33 protein-coding genes are annotated in these 22,546 nt (G+C 33.4%); 32 read left to right on the top strand and 1 reads right to left on the bottom strand.

Going from position 1 to position 22,546, the window contains the following annotated elements; all coding sequences use genetic code 11:
* Positions 1-382: 382 nt before the first annotated feature.
* The 18 genes from BQ5321_RS22930 (at position 383) to fosM (ending at position 8,834) form a co-directional block, all read left to right on the top strand.
* Positions 383-898, top strand: a complete 516-nt coding sequence (locus BQ5321_RS22930; RefSeq protein WP_071396650.1) for a hypothetical protein — start codon at positions 383-385, stop codon at positions 896-898.
* A gap of 91 nt (positions 899-989) precedes the next feature.
* Entirely contained in the window at positions 990-1,424 is a 435-nt protein-coding gene (locus BQ5321_RS22925; RefSeq protein WP_071396649.1) for a hypothetical protein, read from the top strand.
* A 53-nt stretch (positions 1,425-1,477) separates the two neighbouring features.
* On the top strand, positions 1,478-1,828 hold the full coding sequence (locus tag BQ5321_RS22920) for a hypothetical protein (protein ID WP_071396648.1): 351 nt from the start codon (positions 1,478-1,480) through the stop codon (positions 1,826-1,828).
* A gap of 152 nt (positions 1,829-1,980) precedes the next feature.
* Positions 1,981-2,196, top strand: coding sequence for a hypothetical protein (locus BQ5321_RS22915; protein WP_071396647.1), 216 nt, complete (start codon positions 1,981-1,983; stop codon positions 2,194-2,196).
* A 46-nt stretch (positions 2,197-2,242) separates the two neighbouring features.
* On the top strand, positions 2,243-2,440 hold the full coding sequence (locus BQ5321_RS22910) for a hypothetical protein (RefSeq protein ID WP_071396646.1): 198 nt from the start codon (positions 2,243-2,245) through the stop codon (positions 2,438-2,440).
* Positions 2,441-2,485: 45 nt separating this feature from the next.
* Positions 2,486-2,749, top strand: coding sequence for a hypothetical protein (locus BQ5321_RS22905; protein ID WP_071396645.1), 264 nt, complete (start codon positions 2,486-2,488; stop codon positions 2,747-2,749).
* A 278-nt stretch (positions 2,750-3,027) separates the two neighbouring features.
* Positions 3,028-3,246, top strand: coding sequence for a hypothetical protein (locus BQ5321_RS22900; RefSeq protein WP_071396644.1), 219 nt, complete (start codon positions 3,028-3,030; stop codon positions 3,244-3,246).
* Positions 3,243-3,686 carry a hypothetical protein gene (locus BQ5321_RS22895; protein WP_071396643.1) on the top strand — a complete coding sequence of 148 codons (444 nt, stop codon included), beginning with the start codon at positions 3,243-3,245 and terminating at the stop codon, positions 3,684-3,686. Before BQ5321_RS22900 ends, BQ5321_RS22895 begins: the two co-directional genes overlap by 4 nt.
* A gap of 40 nt (positions 3,687-3,726) precedes the next feature.
* Complete coding sequence (locus BQ5321_RS22890; protein WP_071396642.1) at positions 3,727-3,972, top strand: hypothetical protein; 246 nt, start codon at positions 3,727-3,729, stop codon at positions 3,970-3,972.
* Between the two features lies 1 nt (position 3,973).
* Positions 3,974-4,474: a hypothetical protein gene (locus tag BQ5321_RS22885; RefSeq protein WP_071396641.1), complete on the top strand. Its 501-nt coding sequence runs from the start codon at positions 3,974-3,976 to the stop codon at positions 4,472-4,474.
* Between the two features lie 263 nt (positions 4,475-4,737).
* Positions 4,738-5,097: a hypothetical protein gene (locus BQ5321_RS22880; RefSeq protein WP_071396640.1), complete on the top strand. Its 360-nt coding sequence runs from the start codon at positions 4,738-4,740 to the stop codon at positions 5,095-5,097.
* Between the two features lie 126 nt (positions 5,098-5,223).
* Positions 5,224-5,721 carry a trimethoprim-resistant dihydrofolate reductase DfrG gene (dfrG, locus tag BQ5321_RS22875; protein WP_000868795.1) on the top strand — a complete coding sequence of 166 codons (498 nt, stop codon included), beginning with the start codon at positions 5,224-5,226 and terminating at the stop codon, positions 5,719-5,721.
* A gap of 76 nt (positions 5,722-5,797) precedes the next feature.
* Complete coding sequence (locus tag BQ5321_RS22870) at positions 5,798-6,367, top strand: nucleotidyltransferase family protein (RefSeq protein ID WP_071396639.1); 570 nt, start codon at positions 5,798-5,800, stop codon at positions 6,365-6,367.
* Positions 6,368-6,487: 120 nt separating this feature from the next.
* Entirely contained in the window at positions 6,488-6,895 is a 408-nt protein-coding gene (locus BQ5321_RS22865; RefSeq protein WP_071396638.1) for an NUDIX hydrolase, read from the top strand.
* Between the two features lie 118 nt (positions 6,896-7,013).
* Positions 7,014-7,523, top strand: a complete 510-nt coding sequence (locus BQ5321_RS22860; RefSeq protein WP_071396637.1) for a GrpB family protein — start codon at positions 7,014-7,016, stop codon at positions 7,521-7,523.
* 86 nt (positions 7,524-7,609) lie between these two features.
* Positions 7,610-7,792 carry a hypothetical protein gene (locus BQ5321_RS22855; protein ID WP_071396636.1) on the top strand — a complete coding sequence of 61 codons (183 nt, stop codon included), beginning with the start codon at positions 7,610-7,612 and terminating at the stop codon, positions 7,790-7,792.
* Positions 7,793-7,964: 172 nt separating this feature from the next.
* Positions 7,965-8,333 (top strand): nuclear transport factor 2 family protein, encoded by a 369-nt coding sequence (locus BQ5321_RS22850; RefSeq protein WP_071396635.1) that lies wholly within the window; start codon positions 7,965-7,967, stop codon positions 8,331-8,333.
* 78 nt (positions 8,334-8,411) lie between these two features.
* Positions 8,412-8,834 carry a FosM family fosfomycin resistance protein gene (fosM, locus tag BQ5321_RS22845; RefSeq protein ID WP_071396634.1) on the top strand — a complete coding sequence of 141 codons (423 nt, stop codon included), beginning with the start codon at positions 8,412-8,414 and terminating at the stop codon, positions 8,832-8,834.
* Positions 8,835-10,434: 1,600 nt separating this feature from the next.
* Here the strand turns inward: fosM and BQ5321_RS22840 are convergent.
* Positions 10,435-10,761 (bottom strand): YnfA family protein, encoded by a 327-nt coding sequence (locus BQ5321_RS22840; protein ID WP_071396633.1) that lies wholly within the window; start codon positions 10,759-10,761, stop codon positions 10,435-10,437.
* 1,082 nt (positions 10,762-11,843) lie between these two features.
* Here BQ5321_RS22840 and BQ5321_RS22835 point away from each other — a divergent pair.
* The 14 genes from BQ5321_RS22835 to BQ5321_RS22775 all read left to right on the top strand — a co-directional run bounded on the left by BQ5321_RS22835 (position 11,844) and on the right by BQ5321_RS22775 (position 22,260).
* The gene (locus BQ5321_RS22835) at positions 11,844-12,050 is read left to right on the top strand and encodes a hypothetical protein (RefSeq protein WP_071396592.1); all 207 of its coding nucleotides are present in this window, start codon (positions 11,844-11,846) and stop codon (positions 12,048-12,050) included.
* 236 nt (positions 12,051-12,286) lie between these two features.
* The gene (locus BQ5321_RS22830; protein WP_071396591.1) at positions 12,287-12,727 is read left to right on the top strand and encodes a hypothetical protein; all 441 of its coding nucleotides are present in this window, start codon (positions 12,287-12,289) and stop codon (positions 12,725-12,727) included.
* A 588-nt stretch (positions 12,728-13,315) separates the two neighbouring features.
* On the top strand, positions 13,316-14,140 hold the full coding sequence (locus tag BQ5321_RS22825; protein WP_071396632.1) for a hypothetical protein: 825 nt from the start codon (positions 13,316-13,318) through the stop codon (positions 14,138-14,140).
* A 192-nt stretch (positions 14,141-14,332) separates the two neighbouring features.
* On the top strand, positions 14,333-14,563 hold the full coding sequence (locus BQ5321_RS22820) for a hypothetical protein (RefSeq protein ID WP_071396631.1): 231 nt from the start codon (positions 14,333-14,335) through the stop codon (positions 14,561-14,563).
* 354 nt (positions 14,564-14,917) lie between these two features.
* Positions 14,918-15,217, top strand: a complete 300-nt coding sequence (locus tag BQ5321_RS22815; RefSeq protein ID WP_234978444.1) for a hypothetical protein — start codon at positions 14,918-14,920, stop codon at positions 15,215-15,217.
* Positions 15,218-15,248: 31 nt separating this feature from the next.
* The gene (locus tag BQ5321_RS22810; protein ID WP_071396629.1) at positions 15,249-15,893 is read left to right on the top strand and encodes a hypothetical protein; all 645 of its coding nucleotides are present in this window, start codon (positions 15,249-15,251) and stop codon (positions 15,891-15,893) included.
* 436 nt (positions 15,894-16,329) lie between these two features.
* Positions 16,330-16,860, top strand: a complete 531-nt coding sequence (locus tag BQ5321_RS22805; RefSeq protein WP_234978488.1) for a hypothetical protein — start codon at positions 16,330-16,332, stop codon at positions 16,858-16,860.
* 242 nt (positions 16,861-17,102) lie between these two features.
* Entirely contained in the window at positions 17,103-18,431 is a 1,329-nt protein-coding gene (locus tag BQ5321_RS22800) for a hypothetical protein (RefSeq protein WP_071396627.1), read from the top strand.
* An 82-nt stretch (positions 18,432-18,513) separates the two neighbouring features.
* Positions 18,514-18,882, top strand: a complete 369-nt coding sequence (locus BQ5321_RS22795; protein WP_071396626.1) for a DUF6075 family protein — start codon at positions 18,514-18,516, stop codon at positions 18,880-18,882.
* A 179-nt stretch (positions 18,883-19,061) separates the two neighbouring features.
* Complete coding sequence (locus BQ5321_RS24905) at positions 19,062-19,193, top strand: hypothetical protein (protein ID WP_261798750.1); 132 nt, start codon at positions 19,062-19,064, stop codon at positions 19,191-19,193.
* Positions 19,194-19,324: 131 nt separating this feature from the next.
* On the top strand, positions 19,325-19,591 hold the full coding sequence (locus BQ5321_RS22790) for a hypothetical protein (protein ID WP_071396625.1): 267 nt from the start codon (positions 19,325-19,327) through the stop codon (positions 19,589-19,591).
* 133 nt (positions 19,592-19,724) lie between these two features.
* Positions 19,725-19,988 (top strand): hypothetical protein, encoded by a 264-nt coding sequence (locus BQ5321_RS22785; RefSeq protein WP_071396624.1) that lies wholly within the window; start codon positions 19,725-19,727, stop codon positions 19,986-19,988.
* A 52-nt stretch (positions 19,989-20,040) separates the two neighbouring features.
* A complete protein-coding gene (locus BQ5321_RS22780; protein ID WP_071396623.1) occupies positions 20,041-20,436 on the top strand; it encodes a DUF2442 domain-containing protein in 396 nt (131 codons plus the stop codon).
* Between the two features lie 675 nt (positions 20,437-21,111).
* Positions 21,112-22,260: a PD-(D/E)XK nuclease family protein gene (locus tag BQ5321_RS22775; protein WP_071396622.1), complete on the top strand. Its 1,149-nt coding sequence runs from the start codon at positions 21,112-21,114 to the stop codon at positions 22,258-22,260.
* Positions 22,261-22,546 lie beyond the last annotated feature (286 nt).

The raw sequence follows: 22,546 nt of genomic DNA, 5'->3' as shown, positions 1-22,546 counted from the left end.
CCTAAGTAAATAAGATGATGAGTTTAGTTCACTGTATTGATCTGGGCTCATAATCTCTGTGCATTTACACGCCTAATAAGGATGTGTTTGACATGCGCAACCTTGAGTATATTTGTATATTTTTGTTCTTTCTATTATGTGATAAAAAGGAGGAGATTTTTTTATGCGAATTTTCCATATTTTCCCAACTTAGCATTTTTAGACTAAAACAATTGAATAAAATTGGAGCAATCAATAGAGAGTAAAATGCGATTGAAGTATTAATCTAGCGATAAAAGACGGAATATTATGAATTGAGGAAGACCTATAAGTCAAAATTTTGAGTGAAGTGCTTAGTCCATTCTATTTAATTCAAATTACTGATATCTAGGAGGAGTTTCATATGAAGAATAATGCAGTTAATAAAGTTGGTTATATGGTTCACTTAAGTGCTGAAAGAGATGACAGCATAGACTTAGAAATGAAAAGTCGCGTACTAGAGGTGTTATTAGAGAATGTTAAAGGGATAAGTGTTGCAAATTACCATTCTTATAAGAGTAATCCACTAGTTGCCCAGTATTTTATCAGTTTATTAAGAAAGCAGGACATCGACACAATTGCTGTACAGGATCGTTCAATTTTTAATAAGGACATAATCAATCTGTTTATCGAAGAGGGGTTTCATTTCATTTTGATTGAAGTTAATCGTAGCAAGACAAAATATAGGATTGAGGAAATTACTAACAACCAATTGAGGTCAGATCTACATAATGTAGCCAGAATCAGTAAAGTTAAATGGGAAAACTTAGGTTCTGACTATAGAAAGGCCTTAATCAATTATGAAAGAGTTGCAAGGATGTCGAATGATTTAGTAGATGAATTCGAATCTACTACTGGTATTAACGTTTCTGCCTATTAAGTTCGTTATTGAAGGAATACAGTGTTTGATTTAGTGATAAGTGAACATAAAAACAAAAAAACAAAAAAACTATTCAAGGAGATGATACTTTATGAAAAACGTAACATTTTTCACATTATTACCGGAGACAATTCTAGGGAGAACAAGGAATTCTACTGAGGAATTTTTTGAATACACCATGATGGTGGATATATTTGCTGAGAACAACAACCTTAAGATTGTTAATGGTTGCGCAATTTCAAATTTTGAGGATAAAAGTATGAATGATAAGTATTTTTCTAGACTGAAAAAGAAGTCAACTGTATTAATAATATCTCCTGTACATGTTGCAAACTCTAATATTCTAGATTTATTTATAAGTAAAGATGTCACCTTTAGAGTCATTCAGGGGGATTATCTTATGAAACCAAAACTTCTAAAAAAAATCTGGTTAGAAGAAGCGACTACAACAAAAATTCCACTGGCGGTAGAAAATTTGTTTAAAGCAGAGTTATTAACAGCAGAGGCAAAAGTTAGTTCGATATAAAAAATATCTAGTTTGTTAGAAAAATAAAAATAAGAAACAAAGGAGAGTAAAAAATGAATCCACTTGAAAAATTGATATCAGAAGGAAATGCTCAAATTGTGACGGAGTTAGAAACAACAAAAGAACCGGACAAATTTATTCTAATTGACTGCGATCCACTGGCTCCAAGACCAAATCTGGTTCTTGAAGAGGTCTTAAAAGGAACAGGTATTACTAGTGGAAAAGAGCCATTATTTAAGGTTTTTGGAGCATGGAAATGGGATTATAGTGAGATTGATGATGAAACTTGGAATAACGTAATAGAAACAATTGAAGATAGGTTAGATTTAGCCTATGAAAATGGATGGGCAAGAAGGGTAAGTTGGAAGCCAACAAGTAGAAAATACAGACAAAGTATCAAATAAGGTTATAGTCCAGTAGGGGCGGATAGGACCATGCATTTGCCAAATTGATATGAAGTATGACTATCATGCCCTAATTCTAAATCTTAAAGATAAATACTGCTTAAGTATTTCGTACCGATCAGCAGAAAGAGCAAAATTAAGGAGGAGATAAAATGGTAAAGGTAATTGATTATGATGAACGAGGTAACGTAAGAGTAACTAGAGTTTTTAACGGTGAGATAAAAAAAGAAAGAATCTATCGTAAAGAAGATATCGAAGTTATAAGTGAAAAGGATTGTAGAATTCCTACTCAAAGGGTTAGTCTTCAAAAGTCAAACAAAGATGAAATTAAAGATCTATTTGATTTCCTTACTCGTGATGAGTTATAACGAAGGTTTCAAAAGATCTTCGTTAAATTTAAAGGGGGTGGAAGGGATGATTAATACAAAGTATATGAGATTACAAGACTTAGAAGAGGAGTTGGATATCATTCGCTCCTTATATGAAAGATTTTGGCCTGAAATGTCTGAACAACAACAAGATTTTCTAGCAAACATTGAGCACCAAATTGTTAAAGAAATACGTATACTTGAGCATCAGGTAACAGGTTACACTCCTAAGCCTAACTTTTAAAGTTGAAAAACTTATTTGCCAATTTATAAGAAGGGAGATGACACTATGAGAACTAAATACAGTAAAGCAGTAATGAAGATCGATTGGTCTGGTCCAGAGGGAAATGTGTACCACATTATGTGGAAGGCGGAAGCAATTCTTGAACATATTGAGGAATTTAATAAGTTAGAGGAACTAAATTATCGGTTAAAACATGATAACTTGAATAGTTATGAAGAAGTTCTTACTTTAATTAATGAGTATGTAACAATTGAGAATATGGATGACTATTATTCGCTTAGAACTGAACTTGATGGCGATGAGAATTAATCATAGGTAAAGTTGGGGTAGCCTTAAGATGGCATTGAATTTTTATGATAAGTCGATATGCCCAACAGAAGAACATTGGGAAGATTAATGATACTGGAGTGGATTCTGGCGCATTTTTTGAATGTGTTACAGACGGATTTATTGGAAGTCGTATGATATCTATTATTTTGAATACTAGTCCTCAATTCCTTGAAGGTGAATAAATTCACGCTATACTTTCACAAATAACAATGTAGTTGTTTTTATTAAATGAATGGGCAAGAGAAGGAGGTAACAAAATGAATTGGCTTCGAAAAACAATAACCGAAATGAACTATAAAGGAATGGCATTATCCTCAATCATTATGGGTCCAGTATTAGGGTTAGCATCAGTCTACATAGTAAATAGTAAACCCAATCTTGTTACAACATTTCTCATTCTGTTAATCGTATCCTCAGTATCCAGTAGTGTAGATCGCTGGACAAGAGCAAATGAAAAACGGGAGGTGAAAGATTGAAAACTCCACGTTTTAAAAAGGAAAAAGCCACTAAGTTTGTCTTATTAATTGGAAAGATCGTTACAATGATGATCATAACAACGATAACTTACCCATTTATACTGTTTGTCAGTGAAATTGAAATGACACAGGAAACATGGCTCTTATACGTTGGAGGAATGGCTGCAGGGGTTTTATCTGGAAAAATAAAACTACATGGGGAAGTAAACAAAAAAATGACAAGGTGGTTTGTGTTTTTATCATGTTTATCCATCATGCTTGTAGTTAACACTCTAATGAATATTGAAGAAGAAGCATTGATAACCATATTAGGTCTACTTGTTGGAATTCCGACCTATGTGAGCCTGAAGTATCATTTTAGTGATTTAGAAAAGGAAATAAAGAACTATTATGATAATGCAGATTCAGATTATAAAGGATATAAACGTTTTAGAATTTAAGAAAACAAGCATTAACATACTTAAAGGAGGCGATCTCTTAATGGAAAAATTTAATATTAATTACGATGGTAAAATCTATTTGGATTATATCCCGAATGAAAATAAAATGGTTGAATTTATTGTAAATAATGAACGGGTTATGAATTTATGTGTAGAATTTCAGTTTCAGAGAATAGCAGAAAAAATAATAAGAGAATTACCATCTCCCCTTAGAACAGATGAGGATTTTGAACAAGGAATTGAAGTGTTAAAGAAATATGTAGTCTTTTCCGAAGGAGGTCGGTAATATGGAATTAAAGAATGCTGGATATTTTATGCATATTCAACCTAGCGATAACAAGGAAATGTTGGATTACGAATATGCGATAAAGTGTAATGCTGCGTTGATGAAAGGGATTTTTGTTAAAAGTAAGTTTGAGTATAGTAATCACAAACATACTTTACGAAAGTATTTAAACGAATTGGAATCGGAAGGTATTAAAAGTGTAATCATTCATGACATATTAACACTTTTGGATGAAGATATTATGAGGTATTTTATTGAAAGAAAATTCAATATAGTGGTTGTAAATCTTTATTTAAATAAAGGATATTGTACAATAACAGAAAGAACTCCTACTGACTTTTATGATTTAAACAAAGATTGTTTTAATGATATTGAAAAAATTAAAGCATACAAACAAGTGATAAAGGAGGGGAAAGTTGATAAGTGTCTTCAGAGGAATATAATGAAACTCCTTAAACACTTTGAACCTAAAATTGAGGTTGATTCAAATGCTTACGTCTAAAATAACTCCCGCTAATAGGAACATTAGAGAAAGACTGTGTCAAAAAGAAAGAAAAGTTAGCAGAATGAAAAAGTCTACATAAGAAGAATAAAGGTAACATAAGTCTTGTGGGTGTAACTAGCATATGGTTATGGCCACGGGGCTTTTTTATCTCAAACTGTGGTCATACTGGATAATGCTTATTTTTTTGCCTTAAACGTTGATTTGTTATTTCGCTAATGGATGCATTTAAACAAGGATAGAACTGGAGGAAGTTAATCTTAATGAATATTAGAGATTTTAGTGAATTTACCATCGAGTTATTTGTTTCGCTTATACTATCTGACATAGAGGAAGTTATTCACAAGGGCAAATCTTCTATTCGAAAACAAGAGAAAGAAATAATAACTGAATGGTTAACGTGGATAGATGAAAATAGGAATTTTTTTTCAGATGATACTCTTGATCTAATTGAAAGACAGTTTGAAGATGATTTAGGGGCAATGCCTATATGGAAATCTGACAAAGAACTCCAAGAAGAAGTATTAAACGGATTCAGAGATTATTTTGGTGAGGATTCCTATTTTTATGAACTATTTAAAAATGCATATTTAACTGGATTAGAAGATGGAGGTCTTATGTAACTAACAGGTAGTGTTTCAGTAATAAGGGAGGAACGATTTTTTACTAACGGGCAGGATAATGAGAAAAGGTTTTTTGATAGAAATAAGAAATTAGATGGTAAATTAGTTAAAAAGGCTGTGTTATAAATGAAAGTTTCTTTGATTGCTGCGATGGATAAGAATAGAGTGATTGGCAAAGAGAATGACATTCCTTGGAGGATTCCCAAGGACTGGGAATATGTTAAAAATACTACAAAGGGACATCCGATAATATTAGGTAGGAAGAACCTTGAATCAATCGGAAGAGCCTTACCTGACAGAAGAAATATTATTCTGACGAGAGATAAGGGGTTTACCTTTAATGGTTGTGAAATTGTTCATTCAATAGAAGATGTTTTTGAGTTATGTAAAAACGAAGAAGAAATTTTTATTTTCGGAGGAGAACAGATTTATAATTTGTTTTTCCCTTATGTTGAGAAAATGTACATCACAAAAATACATCATGAATTCGAAGGAGATACTTTTTTTCCAGAAGTGAATTATGAGGAATGGAATGAGGTATTTGCCCAAAAAGGGATAAAGAATGATAAAAATCCGTATAACTACTATTTTCATGTATATGAAAGAAAAAACTTATTGAGTTAACGGGTGCATTCCTTAAAGAAGAATCCAAACTGAAAAAAGAATAATTTTATTCTTACCTATTCTAAAAAGGAGTTTTATTGTTGTGTTTAATGAGGAGGAAATCATTACTCTTATAGAAGAAGATGAATGGATGATGGAAATATTGAAAACTGCCAAATCATTAAACTTACTAGATTGGTGGATTTGTGCAGGTTTTGTTAGGTCAAAAGTTTGGGATGCTTTACATGGATTTAGTGTAAGGACACCGATTCCAGATATTGATGTGATCTACTTTGATACAACAAAACTTAATGAATTTGAAGAAAAGAAGTTGGAAGAAAAACTCAAATCTCTTTTACCAACCATACCTTGGTCGGTTAAGAATGAAGCCAGAATGCACCTCAGGAATAATGTTGAACCATACTTTTCTTCTGTTGATGCTATTTCAAAATTTCCAGAAACAGCAACAGCATTAGGAGTAAAGTTAGATGAAAGGGATAAAGTTATTTTAACGGCTCCTTATGGGATTAGTGATGTTGTCAATTTGGTAGTTAAACCGACTCCATATTTTTTGGAAAACAAAGACCTTGCATCTATTTACAATCAGCGTATTTTAAAAAAGGATTGGAAGGCGACTTGGAGTAAGTTAATCATTCATCAAATATAAACTTCGATATTCAACTAATGGTGGCGATTGCAGAACAAGAGCAGTCGCTTCTTTCGCTAATGGCAGGAAAGTTTAACAAGAAAAAATAAAATAATTCTTTGGAGAAAAGAGGTATGAAATTTGAAGCGTGTTGATGTAGCATATACACTTTTATTTGATGAGAATACTAATAAGGTTTTAATGGTACTAAATAGGAATAAAACTTGGTCCTTGCCGGGAGGAGCAGTTGAAGTAAAAGAAACTCTAAAAGAAGCAGCCATTAGAGAAGTTAAAGAAGAAACAGGTTATGATGTTACAGTTAGCGATATTATTGCAGTTAATGAAGCATTTATTAATGAAAATCATGTGTATTTTATTACCTTTCAGGGTCAAGTTCTGAAATCACCTGAAGAAATTCCAACAGAGGAAAATATTCTTAAAGTTGAATGGGTAGATTTGGAGGAGGCAGATAGATTAATGCCTTATCATCCTGAAGGAGTATCCAAATTAATTAGAACATCTGGAGCCAGATACATATTACAAAAATAATGAATATTAAATAGTGATGTTGAACTACGGGTGAAGATTGCAGAACACTACAGTCACTCCTATGTTAAAGAAGTAGGCCTGTTCAATAAAAACTTTTTTATTGAAGTTAGGGGGGAGTATGGATAAGGAAATAACAATTGAAGAGTGGCACCCAAATTGGTCGAAACAATATGAAAATGAAAAATTTAAACTAAAGGAAATACTATCTGAAAAGGTTATATCTATTGAACACATAGGAAGTACCTCTATTGAAGGGTTAGTGGCTAAACCGATTTTAGATATTGCTATTGGAGTAAATGATTTGGAGGTAGTTAACGAATTTATCGAGCCTTTAAAACAAATAGGATATGAATTTGTCTACCATAAAGAGTTTCCAGAAAGACGCTTCTTTAGGAAGGGAAAATGGAGAGCAGGTACACATCATTTACATTTTTATCAGTTTGAAGGGGAGCATTGGAACAATCAAATTTTGTTTAGAGATTATTTAAGAAATAATCCTGATGTTATGAGAGAATACCACCAACTAAAAATTGATTTGGCAAGAAATTATCGCTTTGACAGAGTTGCTTATACAGAGAATAAAGCCCCTTTTATAAAAAAAGTATTGCAAAAAGCGAAAGAAGAATAGTCATAAACTTTCTTGTGCTATCGAAGCAGATACTTTAATTAAAATGATAAAAATAAAACATATAAATATATGTACGGGGGGATAAAATGGCATTTTTATTTGCTTGGTTATTACTAATGGTTGTTGGTGGAGTTGGTGGAATAGTTATTTGTAGTGTTTTGTATGGGAATGAAGTATTTACAGGTTATGCTGTAATGTTAGGAATGATAGTTGCTTTATTAAGTGGAATTTTCTTTCAATTGAACTTAATGCACCAAGGGAAAAAATAGTTATTAAGTTAAAGGAAGGCAAACCAGTGCTTTTATTCAACAGGGGTGATTGCAGAACAAGGCAGTCGCTTCTTGTGCTATTGGAGCAGTTTACTTCAAGAAGGTTAATTGACTACTTATAGTGAATTATTAACTTTAATTCTATTTTGCAGGGAAAGGTGGCTACTATAAAATGATAAATGAACCAAACCTTAAAAGTCATTTGAAAGAACTGGAGGAAAGTCATTTAAATCCTGAAATTCGTACATCAAGTGAGGAACTATATAGATTGTTGGCAGATAATTTTTTTGAATTTGGAAGTTCAGGTATTGTTATATACAAAAAAGATTGTGTTGGTGAGGGTGGAGTAGGAGTACGAGAATTGTCACTTCATGATTTTGAAATTCATCCTTTATCCTCGGAGGCTGTGTTAACTACATACCGAGTAAGAGATGAAACACGAAAGCAGGACACTTTGCGAAGTTCAATTTGGAAATATATAGATGGTAGATGGCAAATGTTTTTTCATCAAGGGACTGTTACTAAATCAAACTCACAGTAAATTGTTTTATTTAATTAACGGGGGCTAATCTTCAACAATAGGGATTCCCTTATTTCTTAAAAAAGTTGAGGTGATACAGTGTCGATAAAAGGGCTTAATCATTTTTTATTTTCAGTTTCTAACTTAGATAATTCTATCGAGTTTTACAAAAATGTTTTTGATGCTAAATTGTTAGTTAAAGGTAGAAGCACCGCATATTTTGATTTGAATGGAATGTGGCTGGCTCTGAATGTTGAAAAAGATATACCTCGTAATGAAATAAACCAATCATACACACATATAGCATTTTCAATTGAAGACACTGAGTTTGATAAAATGTACGATAGACTAAAGGAATTGAACATAAACATCTTATCAGGTCGTCCGAGAGATGTCAGAGATAAAAAATCTATTTACTTTACTGACCCAGACGGTCATAAATTTGAGTTCCATACAGGTACTTTACAAGATAGATTGGATTACTATAAGCAAGAAAAAACACATATGGAGTTTTTCGATTAAAAGAATTTCCTGCTTCAAGAAAACGGTGAATTAAACAATTTTAGTAGATTAATTTCTTTTAAATTACCTAACCGTTTTTGTAACTATGTTAAAACAAAATAAAGTTTGCAGAATAAGAAAAAAGTCTGCATAAGAAGAATAAAGTTTGCATAAAGCCCCGTGAGTGTATCCAGTATATGGATGTATAAACGGGGTTTTTTATGTGGATTTATGGCCATAATGAGGTATCTGTAGGGAATTCCCTTACGGGAAGAGTAACCCTTGAGTAAGTAGGGTGAAAGGAATGTCCCTATGTCTCTCTAAAGGTATACAGACCCGAAACTAATTCAATGAACGAATGCCCACACCCTGTAACGTGTAAAATGCTTCAAGTGGTTTCTCCTATGAAATAAATATATATAAATAATAAGGGATTGGTCATGTAAGAGGAGTCATCAGGTATCGGGGGTTCTTGTTTGTCCAGAGCATGGGATACCACTGTATGACAGCCAAGTCTATACGGGGATATCACAAGGGAACTGGGTGGTATTGGTGAACCGTAAGGTTTCTTATTGTCTCCTATGTAACTTCTGTTAATAAAGTGTCAGTCTCACTTATCCCCCACTTACAATCTGAAAATGATTTTTCAAAAAAGGGAAGTGGGAGCCAGTCTATGTATGAGTCTGATATATAGACTATCGAATCGGGAACGTATCTAGGATATCTTTTCTCGGTTTTTTTATTTGGAGAAGGTTTGAGAATTACTTTCACAGCCAAAGGTGAAAATAATGGATAAGGATGCATGTTGATTGTGGTATTGCTTTTAAAATGTGTTCATTATATGTGGGTGTCAAACCAAACTGAAGTTTGAAGTATGGGAAAAAATCTGTTTATAAAGAAAAAAGTTTATACAGAGCCCCCTGAGTGTATCCAGAGTATGGATATAATTACAGGGCTTTTTTATATAAAACTGAGTCTTAACGAGGTTCCCTGAGAGGATCAGGCTTACCCTTACGGGGAGGATAATCCCTGCATAAGTACAACACAAGGGACGTCCCCCTTTTTCTCTGAAGAGCATTCAAACCAACTCAATCAAGGGAAGCCCACGTCCAGAAGTGTATAACATGCTTCATAAAGAAGCACTCGCCCATAAAAAATAAATAAATATATAAATAAATGATTAGGCATAGGTCATGTGGTAAGTAGGTGAATTGTGGTGGTACAAGGGAAACCGTAAGGTATACTAATGGATTATCTGTATCTGCAAGTTTACAACTCTCTTATACATTAAGTAACTGTCCAAGGCAGGGGAAGAGGGAGCCAACTATGTATTAGGCTGATGTATTAGTCTAACGAATCGGGGAAATGTATCTACGATACCTCTTCTCGGTTCTATTTTATTTGATAAAGGTGAAAATAAACAGAAAAGCCTGTCTCCCAAATACATAACTCTACTTATTAAAAATTAGTTCCATTTTAGAAAAATGAAAAAGAGTAAGAGGGAAAAGGGATTTAGGAGGATAGTGGACATCGTAAGACCTTCTTTCAAACTCACACCTACACGGTTCGGGATACACCTTCGTTAGTTGATTTCCCTTCAATGTATTCTTGTCTTTTTACTTTATTGGCGAGGTGCAAATAACATTACTGAAACACCCACTAAACATATACCAGCACCTATCCAATCGTATAAATCAGGTGTTCTTTTATCAATCCCCCATCCCCACAATACAGAAAGAACAATAAATACTCCTCCATAGGCAGCATATACTCTGCCGAATAATGGGAATGTTTGAAATGTGGCAATAATACCATATAACGCTAAGGCTAGTCCTCCGAAAGCACCCCAATAAAATGGCTTACCTTCTCTTAACCATAGCCAGATAAGATAACCTCCACCAATCTCTGCAAATCCAGCAAATATAAACAATACAATTGTGTAAATCATTTAATGCCCACCCTTGATAACTAATTAACATGGCAATTATACCGTATTCCAAGGGTAGTAAAGAACTGCATTACCCTATAACAATCAGAAGTCAAGAATCGGTTTTGGTTCAGGTGTCACCGTAAGGTGCCTTCATGAGGTTTAGGTTACTCTCTTTGTTTGGTGATCTCTCCTCTATGTTTAAGCAAACTTTATTCTTATCTTTATTATTTATTGATTTCATTTCTGACTTAAAACGAGCAAATCTTTGTGCAAACTTTATTCTCATGAAATAAGTTGGGTAATGCCTTTGAGGCTATATATGGCAAGGGATGGACGTATTTACTCGTTTCTGCAAACTTTATTCTAATTTAACACTTTGTAGGTTTGAAATAAAGTTGTACCGTTTGTAAAAAAGATGTACCGTTTAAAATAAAGTTATACCGTTTATAAAAAAGTTGCACTGTTCCCACCCAATTTTCTTTAGGCTTAATGAAAAAATCATAGGCTTAAAGAAAAAAGTCTGGTCAAGACTGAGGGGTACAGGGTCAATTATGTATGTAAGTTTATTCTCAACTGTAACCAAATCAGAATCGGGAATGTACCGTTGGTACGTCTCGGTTCTTTTTTATTTGAACAAACGAATCATGAACAGCAGATAAAGCTAAAATTTTGGCTCCATTTCTTCGTGCTTTTTTTTGGGCATTTTTTCCCGCTCCTTCATCTCATACCTTTAACCCTTGCCTCTACTCTGTTCCGCTCCCTTTCTTCAAACATTTATTCAAACTTTTTCCTATGTTCTTATCTTCTCACTTCCTTGCCAGGCCTTCTTTTCTGGCATTTTAACGATCCTTTAATCGGTTATTCTCGGCCATTCTCTCTCGCTCTTACTATAAAGACCTATGGTCTTTTCCAGTGGTATCAAGGCTTGAAGGGGTAGAACAAACTCCAACATCCAAGCCATTGTCCTGCATTACTCTCCGTTATAAAATGAATACATAAGCGGTAGATGAACTTCCTCAAAGGTGTGCTAATCCTTCCCTTCAAGCACTCCCGTCTTACGCTTACCACAAACTATACCTCATACAAAGGAGACCTCTAATATGAACACACCAGGAACTATGGATTTAAAAGGAAAAGCAGTAGAATTTTATTTGTATTTTAGAGAATTAGTCGGCAGAGATACAGGGATGTGTATTGATTGTTTAAGACAGATGCAGAAAGATGGCTTTGATTTAACAGAGCTAATGGAAGCACCGCTTACGATCTTTGAAATGCATATTATAGATAAGATTCTTCAAGAAGATTAATAGGAGTTAGTAAGTACAAAGGATTGGGTAGCGTACCATCGGTACGAATACTGTAATTTCAAGGGATAGGGGCTACGACAATATAGAACACATAAAGGATTGTCCCGCTCTTTTATCCTATGTATTATATAAATGTAAGCAATCGACGTACACCTCAAAGGATGCCATCAAATACTTCTCTGGCACTCCCATCTGATGATTACCCGCAAACTATACCCCCAAAGGAGACCACGAAAATGTCCACAATAAAATCAAACCAAAAGAAGTTCAAAAAGGTAATATCTAATATCAACCAGCTTGAAAGTGAGATTAAACAACTGTTTACACACCCCGCTTATAATCCTTATGTGGAAAGAGTCTCTCACCTTCTTAGTTTTATTAGGAAATCACTTATCCACCATGTACCAATTCAAGATAAATCAAGCATAGTAAAGGATCTGTATGCCATCTCTCACATGGATGAAGTAGAGCTTAACGTTACTGCTTTATTAGGATCAAGAATAGCAGTGGATGGAAAAGCAAGGCATATTATCCGATTGATACTCCAAATTTACAAAGAATATGACAATGCCTTGCTTCACCTCAATACTGACTTTGATGGGGAATTTGAAGGAATGTTGGATGATATTCGTAAAGTAATAGTTGAAATGTCCAAGCCAAGGAAAAATATAGGATAAGGAAAAGACGAATGTTTATTAAAGGATCGAGTAGCGTACCGACGGTACGCCATTCGGTTCTTTTTTTGCATGATAAAAAAAGTGTGATAGGAAGGTTTGGGGTGAATGGGGGATAAGTTGTGAATAACGGAAATGAAGCGGGAAAAAGAGAATGAGAAAATGTGAGATATCAACAAGTTATACACAAAATGGGGCGATGAAAGAGTAAAAGCGGGAGGAGGAGCTTGAAGAGAAGCCTGAATAGGCTTGAAAAAGAAGGGGGAAAGAATGGCTGATTAACTCTTAAATCCTTAACCCTTATCTCTCCATTCTGGACAATCTTTTTTCTCTCTGGGGCATTGCAAATTCGATACAAGATTGAGCAAAAGTGGGGAAAAACGCTGGGCAAACTATATTCAATTACAAATTATGGAAAAGGAGCGTGAGGGCAAGCGGGAGAAGGGATGGAGCGGGGAAAGAGGGGGAGGAAAATTACCCATGGATTTTTATGTCTGAACAACGTAGACGATTAGGGTTAAGGGTAAAAGGTTGAATTTAGTATAATTAATAAAAAGGTTAGGAAAAGAGTAGATAGGATGTGAACAATATATGCTTGTTTCCCTTGAAGAGTACATATCCAAAAGGAAAAAGGAAGATCGAATAAATGAATTTGATATTGATTTAAAAACGCAAAATATGCAGACGTGTGTGAACTATGTATTTGAGTATTTTAATCAATATCTTGATGAATCAAGGTTGGATGAAAAGACAGTGTTAAATGAAGAAAGACTTGAAAAGTACCAAAAGACGCTCCATAACTATGATTCTGAGATTCAAGAATGGTTAGTAAGTATTTTTGATAATTATGATAAGCAACTGAATCGGTCTATAGTTTCTTTTTTAAAAAAAGATGACCTGTTTTATTTATACAATACTGAACAAGAGTTCCGCAGTATATCATATGAATGCTATGCTCAACTCATAAAGAAAAATCCTTTTTTGAAAGAGCAAGCAGAAATGTTATTCCACTTCATTAAAGACCAACATCGGATTCAAAGTTACCCTAAGTCAGACTTTGACAATGTATATATTTCAGAAGAGATGAAGGAATGGTTGAATAAATCTTGGGACAAACACCAAGTAAATTTGTTGGCTTTCGCTTCTGATTATGTATCCCGTTTTTATGACAATGAGGAAACTTGGGATGTAAAGCACAGAATTAGGAGCAAGGAGAGTTGGCGGAAATATGAGTATGATTACAAGCAAAAGAGCAATTTATTCAATATTAATTCTTTGTTTAGAAGAATATCCAATAAGCCTTTTATGAAAGGAAAAAAACAGTTTCTTGAAATTTTGTTAATGTATTGTTGGATTCATGAAATTGATGGAGATGAATCTTATTGGCAGGAGTATATTAATAAGACATTAGGATAGAAGAGTTTGTCACACAATAAATTTACTTCATCTAAAACAAAAAAGTATTTGAAGAAACCCCTTCAAATATGGACATTTTGTTAATACTTGCAGACATATATAAATAGACTATAATTTTTTGTCGATGTTATATATGTAAGTACGTATTTAGAAATGCTATTCAGAATTTCTATATTGAAAGAGGGATTAAATATGAACAATACCCGTCGAAAATTACTGCAATCAATAATAAATAAACTAAATGATTGCAATTTAGAGTTGGAGAGTGTCAAAGACGAGGAGCAGGATGCTTTTGATAATTTTCCAGAAGGGCTTCAAGTATCAGAACGAGGTGAAGCAATGGAAAATGCAATAAGCGAAATGGAAAATGCGATATCAAGCATAGAAGATGCCATTACTTCAATGGAGACAGCAATGGAGTAATTGTTGTCCCCTATTACTCACATTTACAAAGTGTAATGACAATGTAAAGGAAAATGGTACAATAAAAGAGTAGTGATAGTAGGTGCGGGTAACACTAACTGTCTCTACCTTTCCAATGACTTCTTCTCAATAAGAAGTCAGCATCAAAGGGAAATAAGTCACCTGAAACGGGCCGCTCATTAATGAGTGGTCTATTTCTTTTTAAGGGAAATGAAATTGCGAGCAAGGTGTTGGTTGTGCAACCGTTATTTGATCATAAATGGCTAAACACCAGTGTTTGATCGGGAAAATGCTAAATCACAACTGCACTTTTATATGGTACTATTTAGAAAATGCTGATTGGGGGATATGAAAGTGAGAGAGGTAGAGTTTAGACAGTTTCTTATTAGCAATAGTGATATTGAAAGTAAAGTAAAAGCGGTTAATTCGAGGGTTGCAAAAGCATTAATGGTTGAAAGGCAATTAAAAGTAAATTTGGATAATGAGGTTAAGGATGACGAGAAAATGTATAGCCTCTTGCTTCAAATACAAGAGGTGATGAATGATGGATTACATCACAATGTTTATCAAAATGCGGTAAGAAAGTATTACCTATTTGTTAATGGAAGGGAATTTCCCCGAATAAAGCAGTATGAAAAAACGAGAAATTTATAGACATTTATGGGGAAAGTGAGGTATCTTTCGGTTGGAAAAACAATATTTTAATCTTATGCAATTTTTTGATGGGTACGTTCGAAATTATCGAAGAATGAATTTGACCCATTTACATAACCGCTCAATGTTTACAAAAAGGGAAATTGATTATTTTGCCAATTTGGGGGAAATGTTGGGTTTTGATGCATTTGTTGAGGATTCTAAATTTGACCGAATTAAGGGTCGTTCAAGGCCAATGGATTTGTCATGGTGGAAGTGGGATGCACGAAAAGATAAGGAAAACTTCCTATATCTTGCGTTACATCTCGAAAGAGAAAATGTATGGGACAAAGATGTTGATACAATTGAAAAGCTCTTTTCGAAAACGGAGGAAGCCTATGTTCCACATAATGTTATCGGGATACAATACATCGAATCAGTTGAGAGAATAACCGTTTTAAATGAATTAATTTCTAAAAGGAATTCAATCCAAAAGTCAAATGCATTGATGATTTATCGTTATTATGACAGTGATAATGATATCGAAAGGGTAAATGCGTATTATTTTACGCCATCAGGTTTAAGGGAAAGTAGACGAGCAGTATGTAAACAAGACGAATCGAATTATTGGTTTATGAGCTTTGAGGAAGAGTTTGCTCCCTTACAAGATAAAAAAAAAGTTACTGACCTAATCTAAACTAAATAAAAAAGTATCAGCCGAAGGTTAAGATGGTTCACTATCCTTCGGTTTTTTATTTTCTGATTGCTGAATCGATCAATAAATATAATAAGGAGATTAGCAATAACATACATATATTAACAAACCATGCTTCATATAAAATTCAACAAAGTTAAATTTGAGTTCAGAAAAGTGTTCGGATTGATTAATCACTTTATAAATCATGGGTTAATTTTGTTTTCACCAACTACAAAGACTAACATTGTTACATTGTCATAAAGGTGTTTGGTAAAAAATAATTTACATAAAAGCCATATAATTTGGAAAGATAATAAGTTGGAAAATCGGGCAATCTAACATTGCAGTAGTGGTACTACTATTGCAAATGAATAGTTTGAGGAGATGACATGAAATGCCTGAATCCAATCAAATCATTCGAATTGATGGGAAGAATGTGTTTTTGGAAGTATTAAATAATGCATTTCAAATAGGAAAAGTTCAAATAAATTTTTTGGAATATGATGTGACTAAGGATAAGGGTGAACGAATAAAGAACGAAATTTCTGTTTACGTAAACATTGATAAGTTCTTGCTCCTTGCCAATGACACTTTAAATGGAAGAATCAATGCCTTATCTACTAAGGCAAGGGAAGAACAGCAAAAGGGTAATTATAAATACTGTAAGGAAATTTGGAGTGATATGGGTGGCAGACCATCACATGTATTAAAAGAAAAAGGGGAGGAGCGACCTGATGGAAAAAGTCTATCTCGACAAATGAAAATAACTCCTGGTGATAAAGTTCCATGGATTATTTCCGCAGAATCAGGCCCAGGTGAGCTGACTGAAACAGGACTAATTGTGCCGAGATACACTGGAAATAAACCAGAAGTGGTGGTTCGAGTACCAATGACAAATGACGACATAAAAATGATGGTTCTCATAGTAAAGGCAAATATAGAAGGTTATGTTTCATCACAATACTAAAAACTCAAAGCAAAGTTTAGCACGCTAATTAGCGTGCTAATTTTAATGTTCGTTTTCAATTTTACAGTGTGTTTTCCATAATTGCTTTCTTCAACATGTATTAAGAGTCTATACGTGGAGCAAATTGGTAACTTGAAAAGGTGAAGTACAATTTTTTAATTTACTAAATTTTATATAATTTTTAGAAGCCTAAGATAAATGATATAATTGGAACGTACATTCGTAAAAGAGGGGGTTAATCAATGAAATTAGCAATTACAAAAAAAGATCATACAGTGCTTTTATTAAGTCGAATCACACAGGATTATGACTGGTTCTATGGTTTATTAAAGCAGAATGAAAGAATTACAAAAGACCTCATAGATTCCCTTCAAGCAAAAGAAAAAAACTTTATGGAAAATATGTTTCCAATTGTTTTACAACAAGCAATTCTTGAGTGGAAAGAAAAAGCTCAACTTCCCAAGGATTTAGGAGAAAATAAAGAAAAGTGGATTCAATGCTCTCTTTGTGGTACACCTAATCGCTATATTCATTATATTGTCAATAGACAGACCAGAAGAGAAATTAATGTAGGAAGCGAATGTGTAAAAGAGTATGCGTTTAACGATGGCAACACAGAATACCAAAGAAAAGAAGCAAGGAAAATTAGAAGACTCAACATACTAAATACTGAACTTCCAGGTATTAAAAGAATAATAGAAAACTGGTTGAATGAAATAGAAAAATATGAAATTTGGATTCCTTATTCAGTTTCATATAAATATAGACAAATTGGTAAGGTACTTAAACAGAACTACCTTGATTTTTTGGATGGAAAAGGTTCAGAGGATTCCATTAACAATTTTAGAGAATTACTTAGTCTAAGGGAAAATGAAATTAGTATATTTAAGGACTATGTTGATCGTAATAAAAGAAATGATTTTGCAGTAACGCAGTCAATTTATAGATGGTTCAAGCAAAATACAGGAAATCCAAGTATTCAAACAGCTTTTGATATAATCAAAGATGACGGTATGATTACATATCAGACCGCTCACCGTATTGCGGAAAAAATGTTTATGAATAAGATAATGTCGTTATTAAATCAGCATTTAGAAAAGATTCGTGTTTTGATAATTAGAGCTGACAATGAAGATAAGTCTTATTATTTTGAAATTGAATCAATTGAAGGCTGTTACTTTAATATTTCTCACCAAGTTTTATTACAAAACTTTGGATGGGTTTTATTTGAAGAGGAGCCATTTGTGCAATTAGATGTAATTGAATTCGTTAGAAGTAGTGTAATTAAGGATGAACGTTCCATGGATGTATTACTAAAGTCTGTTGCAATGAAATTCAAACAGAACAATGTGAAACTAAGAGGCTATGATTATGATTATAATGAAATTGTCATATATGATGAAAAAGATAAAAAACATAGGGTGTTTTCTTTAAATTCCTTTGTATCGAAATACAAGGTCTTAGCGGTCAGTTATAATAATAATCTCATTCGAGGATTAATGGGTGAGAGAGGAAGAGTTGTAAATATAAATAGTTATCAAAATAGTAGAGATGGGTTTACCCCTCTTTAATAAAAGTAGTAGATTCATAATTTATTATTATTGCCTTTTCTGCATATAACATAGAAATTCACAAAAGCAGGAGGAGATTTCTATGTTTTTAGGTCAAGAACATAAGGTAAGGTTTGATTATTTTTTTAAGAGAGATGGAACTCACCAAATGGATGTTGAGAGGCAAGCAATGTTTTACATTTTTGCTGGGAATGGTGAATTGATGGACAAACTTGACTTTTTCTATGACTTCTCGGAAAGAATGATTCGAATTGAAGGTTTTGATGAAGTATGTCTGTCCAGTAGTGCAAAATCATTAGTAGAATTGGGATTTAATTTATACAACAATTATCCTTGTGGTACGGTGGTTGATTTGTTTGGAAATTTGGATGAAAAGAATCGAAGGTTGGCGTTAAATGCAATAAAACTTAGATTTAAAATGGAGGAACATGATTTATTGACGTGTAAGTGAAGTTCATTTATGATAACTGTATAAATACAATATTTGAATAGGTGAAAAATGATGGGGATATCAGGAGAGAAACCTCACAATTTAATAAATGGAAGAATAATGCTCAGACACTTTTGTCTGGGCGTTTTTTATTATGTTGCCAAAGCAACGATATCACATTTATTGAAAGGGAGAACGGAATGGAAAAGATAATTTCAAAATTAGAAGCAAAAGACGTAATGCAAAATCTTGTTATTGAGGTATCTGGTAAAATTCTCTTTCTTATGATTGGCTTGATGGTTGGATATTCATTAAAAGTTTGGTTGTTTTGATGTAGGTTGATTTCCTTATCATACAAATTAAATTATCTGCAAATTAATGCGGCCAACAGGATGTTGAATAAAAAGGTGAAATAGTAATCGAATAATTAATGGGAAATTAAAGTCAAAAAGGAGTTGGTATCATGTTACTTTATCATCCGATCCGTAAAACGTATGACGATTTTGATGAAATTTTTGAATACTGGTTCGATGGAAAAGATGGATCATCGATCGAAACTGATAAAGAACTTTCACCTGGAAATGTGGTCATACTTCGGGGGTTGGCAGACTATGCCATAATTATTACAGATGTATGGGAAGAAGACGGCAAAAGATGCTTCTCTCACGATTCCGCAGAGAAAATAGTAGTCCGAGCAAGACCAACGAGAAATAGAGATTTAAACCCATGAAGAAAGCAAGAATTAAAAGAGGGCGAGTAAGAAACCGTAATCTTCCAAGAACAAGGATACGGAATTGGGGCTTAAATAAGATTATCTTAAAACTTGATAGAATAATTGACATTATTGACAGGAGAAGGTGAAGGTGAAGGTTATGGGTAAAAATAATGATCAGGATGAACTAAAGCAACTATACGAAGAAACATTTAGAGAGTTACAGGCATATTTAGAGGAAGGTAAGGTATGGAAGGACTATTCGGTTGAAGAGTTTAAAGAAGAAGTGAAAAAATTTTGGGAAAGAAGTGACGTATGGAAGAAAGCGTGGGAAATGAAGATCTTTAGCGAAGAAAAGTTAGACAGAGATTTTGAGATAATTCGAATGAATGCGAAGCTACTGTTGTTAGATTAACAGTAGTGAAATAAGGACAAAGAAGTTCCATTGGAGAATGGAGGGGATACTATTGAGAATTAAATCCTTTTATGCAACAAAAAACTTTTTATTGATCATGGAATTTGATGATAGCGAATACCGCATTTTAAACATGCAAAGGTTTCTACAAAATGAAGAAGGGTTACTGAAAGATCTAATCAATGATTCGGAACTATTTATGACGGCAGATTTAGACAATATAGCAGGTACGATAAGGTGGTCTAATGGTGTTGACTTTGATCCTGAAATCCTGGAAGAAAACAGTGTTCCTTTGGATGAACTTATAAATAAAGATTGTGAGAAGGATAAAAGGGAAAGGAAAAAAACGACACCAAGAAAGGTTACAAGATTACCAGACGATTACAAATCCGAACTTTCAAAGCAAAATGAGTGGTTAATTAAATTGTTGAATCAGATGCGGAATTAATTGATTTCCATGCCGATTGACAGAAATATGTAAAGTGATGTAAACTTTACTCAAACTTTTTTTAATTTTTTGAAATACATTTTTTAAAAGAAATTTTTAAGGCTGATTTACTTAGAATTACATTTTTGTATAGTTCGATTTTCTACCATTTTAGATTCAAGGGATTAGTATGCTTCTTGAACTAAGTAGTAGTCGAATTATGCAATTACTGTTGCTCTAAGTAAGTCAGTCTTTTTTGTTGTACCTGAAAAATAAACATAGAGGAGATGTAAATAATGAAAATATTAAACGGTTACATGCAGGAAAAAATGGTTGAATTAGGAGGAGATTTAATGATGCTTCAACTTGGGTTAATCATGGGATACTGCATAAAATTTTTGTTATTTTAAATGGAAGTTTTTAATCAGATACTTTTTTACTGGTTATTAGATAATGTAGAGATAATTTGTAAGTAAAAGTTATCTAATTGTCTGATGTATATTCGTTGATAAATAGGGATTTCTTAGATAATAGAGGTATTTAATTCTGTGTTGTTCTATGTTCATAACATGTTTACGTACAAATGTTCCTGTGATATCATGTTGAAAACATAGGGAAATTGAAGGAATCCCCTCTTTAATCATGTTTCTCTGACAACATGGGGATAAAAAGTTTGTTAAAAAGGGAGTGAGTATCGTGGATAAGAAGCAACGACTTTCCTCTTGGTCATTATCTCGTCATAAAATGTTGATGGAATGTGAAATGAAGTGTGCCTTGAACTACTTTATTGCTAAAAGGGGCGAATTTGAAACAAAGCCTCCATTTTTGCAACTTGCATGGCGGTTGAAAAATATGACAAATGTGTACTTGTTGATAGGGGATCAAATTCATCAAAAAATCGATACAGAAATACGAACTCTATTTGAAACTGGGGAAGTGCTGAATCAAACAAAGATAAAAGAAGATTTGAATAACAGAATTGAAGAATTTTATAGTAAGGCTGAAAATGGGCTGGGACTTTGGTATAAAGATCCGAAAGTCAATCCGATGTTATTTGAAATCTATTATAACAGTGGGGTAGACGAGCAATTCAAGCAGTTTATCAGAAGAAAGGTGGATATCTGTGTAGATGGTTTTATAAACTCTCATACCTTAAATGAAAAAATTCATAGCGGTAAGCTACAAATAATGGAGGCAGAGAAATACCGTTCTTTTATATTGGATGATATAAAAGTTAATCTCTCAGCAGATTTGATTTATTTTGATACTGATTGCAATGAATGGGGAATTGTGGACTGGAAATCAGGTAAAGAGAGTGCGTTTGATCCAATACAGCTTTCAATATATGGAATGTACGCAGAATCGATATATGGAGCCGATGTAAATAACTTGATTGTGACAAATGAATACTTAGAAAGTGGCAACAACAAATCCTTTACGGTAGATCAATCTGACTTTAAAGAGGTTATAACACTGATAAAACAAAGTGCTAAGAGAATGATGAAATTAGAGGAAAAGCTAAGTGTACGAGACGAAGAGGTTATGGATGCCTTTAATAAAACTGAAAGTCAAATGGTATGTGAACGTTGCAACTTTAAAGCTATTTGTTTAAAAAACTATCGGGATAGTCATATAAGTGATTTCTTAGTAGGTATTGGCAAGAAAGGGGCAGATAAAGAAATGAACATGGGGGAGTTTGACATTGGATCGATGCGTGAATTGATATATGGGGGGATGCCAGTAGATCCAGAATTAGAGTTTTTTTGTGTAGAAAGGCCGTTTGAAACAGAGGAAAGCTATACATATAAATTAGAAAGAATGTCAGAGTATCTGTCTGAATATTAGTTAGTGAGATTAAAAGATTTTAATTAACAGGGGATTTGTCTTAGTTGAGGGAGCCTTGCAAAAACGCAAGGCTCTTTATGCTTTTCCTCAATGATAAAGCAAATTACAAATGTTTTGATGGCGTTTAAAGAAAAACATAATCACTATATCAATGTATTGAGTATCACTGTTCTCCTTCAAGATTCTACAAGTTACATCAGATTTGAAGTTATCTTTCAATACTAACTATCTATAATATAATGTTCAAAATAAAAAGGAATTTCGCTTAGCGGAATACAGGAGGAAT

Origin of the sequence: Bacillus tuaregi, assembly GCF_900104575.1 — a bacterium.
GTDB classification, from domain to species: Bacteria; Bacillota; Bacilli; order Bacillales; family Cytobacillaceae; genus Bacillus_BD; species Bacillus_BD tuaregi.
This window is presented reverse-complemented; position numbering and strand designations above follow the sequence as displayed.

Coding starts and splice junctions, on each gene's coding strand:
- BQ5321_RS22930 (WP_071396650.1), top strand. CDS start 383: ATGAAGAATAATGCAGTTAATAAAGTTGGTTATATGGTTCACTTAAGT.
- BQ5321_RS22910 (WP_071396646.1), top strand. CDS start 2,243: ATGATTAATACAAAGTATATGAGATTACAAGACTTAGAAGAGGAGTTG.
- BQ5321_RS22820 (WP_071396631.1), top strand. CDS start 14,333: ATGAACAATACCCGTCGAAAATTACTGCAATCAATAATAAATAAACTA.
- BQ5321_RS22890 (WP_071396642.1), top strand. CDS start 3,727: ATGGAAAAATTTAATATTAATTACGATGGTAAAATCTATTTGGATTAT.
- BQ5321_RS22915 (WP_071396647.1), top strand. CDS start 1,981: ATGGTAAAGGTAATTGATTATGATGAACGAGGTAACGTAAGAGTAACT.
- BQ5321_RS24905 (WP_261798750.1), top strand. CDS start 19,062: ATGGAAAAGATAATTTCAAAATTAGAAGCAAAAGACGTAATGCAAAAT.
- BQ5321_RS22905 (WP_071396645.1), top strand. CDS start 2,486: ATGAGAACTAAATACAGTAAAGCAGTAATGAAGATCGATTGGTCTGGT.
- BQ5321_RS22900 (WP_071396644.1), top strand. CDS start 3,028: ATGAATTGGCTTCGAAAAACAATAACCGAAATGAACTATAAAGGAATG.
- BQ5321_RS22795 (WP_071396626.1), top strand. CDS start 18,514: ATGTTTTTAGGTCAAGAACATAAGGTAAGGTTTGATTATTTTTTTAAG.
- BQ5321_RS22800 (WP_071396627.1), top strand. CDS start 17,103: ATGAAATTAGCAATTACAAAAAAAGATCATACAGTGCTTTTATTAAGT.
- dfrG (WP_000868795.1), top strand. CDS start 5,224: ATGAAAGTTTCTTTGATTGCTGCGATGGATAAGAATAGAGTGATTGGC.
- BQ5321_RS22840 (WP_071396633.1), bottom strand. CDS start 10,761: ATGATTTACACAATTGTATTGTTTATATTTGCTGGATTTGCAGAGATT.
- BQ5321_RS22855 (WP_071396636.1), top strand. CDS start 7,610: ATGGCATTTTTATTTGCTTGGTTATTACTAATGGTTGTTGGTGGAGTT.
- BQ5321_RS22850 (WP_071396635.1), top strand. CDS start 7,965: ATGATAAATGAACCAAACCTTAAAAGTCATTTGAAAGAACTGGAGGAA.
- BQ5321_RS22920 (WP_071396648.1), top strand. CDS start 1,478: ATGAATCCACTTGAAAAATTGATATCAGAAGGAAATGCTCAAATTGTG.
- BQ5321_RS22880 (WP_071396640.1), top strand. CDS start 4,738: ATGAATATTAGAGATTTTAGTGAATTTACCATCGAGTTATTTGTTTCG.
- BQ5321_RS22835 (WP_071396592.1), top strand. CDS start 11,844: ATGAACACACCAGGAACTATGGATTTAAAAGGAAAAGCAGTAGAATTT.
- BQ5321_RS22790 (WP_071396625.1), top strand. CDS start 19,325: ATGTTACTTTATCATCCGATCCGTAAAACGTATGACGATTTTGATGAA.
- BQ5321_RS22830 (WP_071396591.1), top strand. CDS start 12,287: ATGTCCACAATAAAATCAAACCAAAAGAAGTTCAAAAAGGTAATATCT.
- BQ5321_RS22825 (WP_071396632.1), top strand. CDS start 13,316: ATGCTTGTTTCCCTTGAAGAGTACATATCCAAAAGGAAAAAGGAAGAT.
- BQ5321_RS22860 (WP_071396637.1), top strand. CDS start 7,014: ATGGATAAGGAAATAACAATTGAAGAGTGGCACCCAAATTGGTCGAAA.
- BQ5321_RS22885 (WP_071396641.1), top strand. CDS start 3,974: ATGGAATTAAAGAATGCTGGATATTTTATGCATATTCAACCTAGCGAT.
- BQ5321_RS22925 (WP_071396649.1), top strand. CDS start 990: ATGAAAAACGTAACATTTTTCACATTATTACCGGAGACAATTCTAGGG.